Here is a 5,573-nt window from a genome sequence, read left to right as displayed (position 1 = left end):
CCGGACGCCCGCCCCGCGGCCGGTCCAGCCCCACCAGGGCCTGGACCGGCCGCTTCGCGCGGTCAGGCGGGGACTTGGCGGAGCAGGGCTCGGGCGGCCAGGCGGTAGCCGTCGGCGCCGAGGCCGACGATGACGCCGCTGGCCAGCGGCGCCAGCACGGATTCGTGCCGGAACTGCTCGCGGGCCCACACGTTCGAGAGGTGAACCTCGATCCACGGGCGCGGGTAGTTCGCGAGCGCGTCACGCAGGGACCAGCCCGCGATCATCAGCGCGCCCGGATTGATGATCGCGCCGACGGTGTCGTAGCTGTCCTGCAGCGTCCGGATCAGCTCGCCCTCGCAGTCGTTCTGGACCGAGGTGACGCGCCAGCCGCGCTCGGCGACCTCGGCGGCGACCAGTGCCTCGATGTCGGCGAGTGTGCTGGAGCCGTAGACCTCGACCTCGCGTTTTCCGAGAATGCCCAGATTTGGGCCGTTCATCAGCAACAGTTCGTCCATACTTGCAGTCCTAACACCCGATGCGCCCGAAATCGCTCAGTCCGGCGAGGAGGACAAGATCACCAATCTCGGCATCGACATCGGCGGGACCAAAGTCGCCTTCCGCATGGGCGGGAGAAGTGGCGAATTGCGGTGGGCGCCATTTCGCGACATCCGCGACGACCTGGCGCAATTGGCCGCCGCCGTCGGAGAACTCGGTGTGCCCGCGGCCGTCGGCGTGGCCATGCCCGCCACTGTGGACCCCGATGGAACGGTACTCACCTGGCCCAACCGTCCTGGCTGGACCGGCGCGAACCTCTACCGCCTCTTCGACGAGATTTTCCCTGGTGTTCCGGTCAGTTTCGCCGACGACGGCGACCTGGCGGCGGTCGCTGAAGCGGACGCGGCGGGCTGTGCGGACCTGGTCTACTTCGGCGTGGGTACCGGTATCGGCGGTGGCATCGTCTCCGGTGGACGGCCGTGGCCCGGCTTCGCACGCGGGTCGTGCGAGCTGGGCCACCTGATCGTCGACCGCAACGGGCCGCCGTGCACCTGCGGGCGGTCCGGCTGCGTGCAGGCACTCGCGTCCGGCCCGGCCACGCTCAGCCGTGCGGCCGGAATCCTCGGCCACGAACCGGAGTTCGCCGAATTCTCCCAGGCCTACCGGGACGCCTGCGGCTGGGCGATGGCCGCGGTTCAGGAGAGCTGCGCCGCACTGGCCGCCGCCGCGGTCGGCATCGCGGAACTGGCGCACCCGAGCCGGGTGCTGATCGGCGGTGGGTTCGCCGCCGCACTGCCCGGCTTTGCCGCCGAGGTGGACGCGCAGGCGAAAACCCTGGTCAGGCCAGGGAAACAGGCGGTGCCGATCCAGGCCGCCGCGCTCGGCGGCCTGTCCTCTTTGCACGGTGCGCTGCTGCTCGCCGGAAACCAGCACTGGGGAAAACCCTAGTGAATGCCTTTCCTGGTGAATATCCCGGCGGAATTGCGAGTGGAACCGGGTAGGGGGGTCGTCGGGGTTGGGGGTGGCAAAACCCCGTCCTACGCTCGGTTCAACCGCGGAATTCGACTCCACCCGAAAGCCGACCGAACCGGAGTAGCCCGATGAATTCTCGTCCGACCCCCGCTCCCGACTACCCGGCCTGGCCGCAGTTCGACGACGGCGAGCGCGACGGCCTCCTGCGCGCACTCCACCAGGACGGCTGGTGGCGCATGGGCGGCAAGGAGGTCGACTCCTTCGAGCAGGAGTTCGCCGACTACCACGGCGCCCCGCACGCGCTCGCGGTCACCAACGGTACGCACGCACTGGAGCTGGCGCTCGAAGTGCTCGGTGTCGGCCCGGACACCGAGGTGCTGGTGCCCGCGTTCACCTTCATCTCCTCCTCACAGGCAGTGCAGCGCCTCGGCGGCACCGCGATCCCGGTGGACGTCGACCCGTACACCTACTGCATCGACGCCAGCGCCGCCGCCGACCTGATCACCACCCGCACCAAGGCGATCATGCCGGTGCACATGGCCGGGCACATGTCCGACATGGACGGTCTGGCCAAGATCGCGAACGACGCCGGGGTGGCGATCATCCAGGACGCCGCGCACGCGCACGGCGCCCGCTGGCAGGGGCAGCGTGTCGGTGAGCTGGGTTCGATCGCCGCGTTCAGCTTCCAGAACGGCAAGCTGATGACCGCGGGTGAGGGCGGCGCGGTGACCTTCCCCGACTCCGAGTCCTATGAGCACGCCTTCCTCCGGCACAGCTGCGGCCGTCCCCGCACCGACCGGCGTTACCTGCACCAGACCTCCGGCTCGAACTTCCGGATGAACGAGTTCAGCGCCGCCGTGCTGCGTTCGCAGCTGGCCCGCCTGGACAGCCAGATCGACACCCGCGAGGAGCGCTGGCGCCTGCTGGGCGGTCTGCTCGACGAGATCCCCGGGGTGGTCGCGCAGTCGCGTGACGAGCGCTGCGACCGCAACCCGCACTACATGGCGATGATCCGGCTGCCGGGGATCACCGAGGAACAGCGCAACGAGCTGGTCGACGCGCTGATCGAGCGCGGGGTGCCCGCCTTCGCCGCGTTCCGCGCGATCTACCGGGTCGATGGCTTCTGGGAGAAGGGTGCGCCCGCCGAGACGGTCGAGGAGATCGCCGCGCGCTGCCCGGTCACCGAGGAGCTGTACCGCGACTGCGTGTGGCTGCACCACCGGACCCTGCTGGGCACCGAACAGCAGATGCACGACACCGCCGCGATCGTCGCCGAAGTGCTGGCGAAGTGATGAAGACGTACCGGGTCGCGGTGGTCGGCCTCGGCTGGGCAGGGCGGTCGATCTGGCTGCCCCGCCTCCAGGCCCACCCCGCCTTCGACGTGGTCGCCGCGGTCGACCCCGAGGCGGTCATCCGCAGCACGGTCGGCCGCGAGGCAGGCGATCTCAAGCTCCTGTCCAGTGTGGACGAACTGAAGGGGCTCTCGGTCGACCTGGCCGTGGTGGCGGTGCCGAACCACCTGCACCACGACGTGGCCAAGGGCCTGCTGCTCGACGGGATCCCGGTGTTCCTGGAGAAGCCGGTCTGCCTGTCCTCGGCGGAGGTCGACTCGCTGGCCGCCGCCGAGCGCGCCGGGCGGGCCACCCTGCTGGCGGGCAGCGCGGCCAACTTCCGCGCGGACGTGCTGGCCCTGCACGACCTGCGCAAGGAACTCGGCCACATCCGCCACCTCGAACTGACCTGGATCCGCGCCCGCGGGGTGCCCTCGGGCGACGGCTGGTTCACCGACCGCCGCTACGCCGGTGGCGGCGCGCTGGTCGACCTCGGCTGGCACCTGCTCGACGTGGCCGGGCCACTGCTCGGCGACGCGGAGATCGACGAGGTCGTCGGCTCGGTCTCGGCCGACTTCGTCAATGACAGCTCGCGGGGCGCGGTCTGGCGCCACGACGCGGGTACCGGTGCCCACGGCGACGTCGAGGACACCGCGAACGCGTTCCTGGTCACCGACGACGGCACCTCGGTGCTGGTCCGCGCGAGCTGGGCCTCGCACGAACAGCGCGACGTGACCACGGTGACCGTGCACGGCAGCGAGGGCACCGCGCGGCTGCGCTGCACCTTCGGCTTCAGCCCGAACCGTGAGGGCTCGGCGGTGCTGAGCCTGACCTGCGACGGCGAAACCGTGGTGCTGCCGGTGCCGGAGGAACCGATCGGCTCGGAGTACGACCGGCAGCTCAACGAACTGCCCGGCCTGCTGGCGGATCCCGCCGCGCAGGGCAGGGCGATCGAGGACGCCCGCAAGACCGTGCGGGTGATCGAAGGCGTCTACGGCTCCGTCCGGCGGCGTTCGCTCAGGAGGCCCGCGTGACGATCGAACTCAACCGCCCGGCGACCGGCGGCCCGCTCGGGGTCGTCTTCGACCTCGACGGCGTCATCGTGGACAGCTTCGCGGTGATGCGCCAGGCCTTCGACCTGGCCTACGCCGAGGTCGTCGGCGAGGGGCACCCGCCGTTCGAGGAGTACAACAAGCACCTCGGCCGGTACTTCCCGGACATCATGCGGATCATGGGCCTGCCACTGGAGATGGAGGAGCCGTTCGTCCGCGAGAGCTACCGGCTCGCCGGTGAGGTCAAGGTGCACGACGGGATCCGCGAGACGATCGCCGAACTGCGTGAGCGCGGGCACCGGATCGCGGTGGCCACCGGCAAGAGCGGGCCGCGTGCCCGGTCGCTGCTGGAGACCCTCGGCCTGATCGGGCTGTTCGACGTGGTGATCGGCTCGGACGAGATCGCCCGCCCGAAACCGGCCCCGGACATCGTGCGGCACGCGATGGACGTGCTCGGGGTTCCGGCGGAGCGGTCGATGATGATCGGCGACGCGGTCACCGACATCCAAAGTGGACAGGCCGCCGGGGTGACCGCGATCGCCGCGGTCTGGGGCTGCGAGGGCGACACCGCCGAACTGCTGGCCGCGGATCCGGACGTGGTGCTGACGCGGCCGGAGGAACTGCTCGCCCTGTGCCCGTCCGCGGCTGTGGCGAGCACCTGATGGGCGAGCGGATCGACGTCGACCTCGGCGACCGGTCGTATCCGGTGCACGTCGGTGCCGGGGTCCGGCACCTGCTCGGCGGTGTACTCGCCGGACTGGGGGTTCGGCGAGTCGCCGTCGTGTCGGCTCGGCCGGTCGAGTTGCTGCCCGATCCCGGGGTCGAGTCGATCGTGCTCACCGGGCAGGAGGGCGAACAGGACAAGAACCTGGCGACGGTGGAGGACCTGTGCCGCCGCTTCGCCGGGTTCGGCCTGACCCGCTCGGACGCGGTCGTGTCGTGCGGTGGTGGCACGCTGACCGACGTCGCCGGACTGGCGGCTTCGCTGTACCACCGCGGGATCCCGGTCGTGCACCTGCCGACTTCCCTGCTGGCGCAAGTGGATGCCAGCGTCGGTGGCAAGACCGCGGTGAACCTGCCCGAGGGCAAGAACCTGGTCGGCGCGTACTGGCAGCCCGCCGCGGTCCTGTGCGACACGGACTTCCTGGAGACGTTGCCACGGCGTGAGTGGATCAACGGCTACGGCGAGATCGCCCGCGCGCACTTCATCGGCGCGGGGGAGTTGCGCTCGCTGCCGCTCGCCGAGCAGATCGCCGCGAGTGTGCGCCGCAAGGCGGAGATCGTGGCCGAGGACGAACGGGACACCGGGCTGCGGCACATCCTGAACTACGGGCACACCCTCGGGCACGCGCTGGAACGGGCCACCGATTTCCGCTTGCGCCACGGGGAAGCCGTCGCGATCGGCACGGTGTTCGCCGGGCGGCTGGCCGGCGCGCTGGGCCGGATCGACCAGGCGCGGGTGGACGAGCACCTCGACGTGGTGCTGTCCTACGGCTGCCCGTCGGAGCTGCCGCCTGGCCTCGACCTCGCGGAACTGGTCCGGTTGATGGGCATGGACAAGAAGGCCACCACCGGGCTGGCGTTCGCGCTGGACGGTCCCGACGGCGCCGAACTGGTGCGCGACGTGCCCGAGGACGTGGTGTTCGAGGTGCTGCGGCAAATGCCGGTGGGGCCCGCCCTACCGTGAATGCTCCGGCTGGCCCGGTGGGCCGGGCGGGTGCCTGGCACCAGGCTGAGTCGT

Annotated in this window: 6 protein-coding genes; 5 read left to right on the top strand and 1 reads right to left on the bottom strand. The window is 70.8% G+C overall.

Features of this window, described 5'->3' with window-relative positions; all coding sequences use genetic code 11:
* Positions 1 to 62: 62 nt before the first annotated feature.
* Entirely contained in the window at positions 63 to 497 is a 435-nt protein-coding gene (locus YIM_RS39280; RefSeq protein ID WP_153035193.1) for a type II 3-dehydroquinate dehydratase, read from the bottom strand.
* Positions 498 to 528: 31 nt separating this feature from the next.
* On the opposite strand from YIM_RS39280, the gene YIM_RS39275 reads away from it, so the two are divergent.
* From YIM_RS39275 to YIM_RS39255, 5 genes are all read left to right on the top strand, one after another.
* Positions 529 to 1,425 (top strand): ROK family protein, encoded by an 897-nt coding sequence (locus YIM_RS39275; RefSeq protein ID WP_370469045.1) that lies wholly within the window; start codon positions 529 to 531, stop codon positions 1,423 to 1,425.
* A 152-nt stretch (positions 1,426 to 1,577) separates the two neighbouring features.
* Positions 1,578 to 2,741, top strand: a complete 1,164-nt coding sequence (locus tag YIM_RS39270) for a DegT/DnrJ/EryC1/StrS family aminotransferase (RefSeq protein ID WP_153035191.1) — start codon at positions 1,578 to 1,580, stop codon at positions 2,739 to 2,741.
* Positions 2,741 to 3,814 (top strand): Gfo/Idh/MocA family protein, encoded by a 1,074-nt coding sequence (locus tag YIM_RS39265; protein WP_153035190.1) that lies wholly within the window; start codon positions 2,741 to 2,743, stop codon positions 3,812 to 3,814. Before YIM_RS39270 ends, YIM_RS39265 begins: the two co-directional genes overlap by 1 nt.
* Positions 3,811 to 4,494: an HAD-IA family hydrolase gene (locus YIM_RS39260; protein ID WP_228004304.1), complete on the top strand. Its 684-nt coding sequence runs from the start codon at positions 3,811 to 3,813 to the stop codon at positions 4,492 to 4,494. The genes YIM_RS39265 and YIM_RS39260 overlap by 4 nt, the downstream gene beginning before the upstream one ends.
* A complete protein-coding gene (locus YIM_RS39255) occupies positions 4,494 to 5,519 on the top strand; it encodes a 3-dehydroquinate synthase (RefSeq protein ID WP_153035189.1) in 1,026 nt (341 codons plus the stop codon). Before YIM_RS39260 ends, YIM_RS39255 begins: the two co-directional genes overlap by 1 nt.
* Positions 5,520 to 5,573: the final 54 nt, after the last annotated feature.

The sequence above is a fragment of the Amycolatopsis sp. YIM 10 genome (assembly GCF_009429145.1).
Lineage (GTDB): Bacteria > Actinomycetota > Actinomycetes > Mycobacteriales > Pseudonocardiaceae > Amycolatopsis.
The sequence above is the reverse complement of the archived record's forward strand: the minus strand, read 5'-3'. Positions and strand labels throughout refer to the sequence as shown.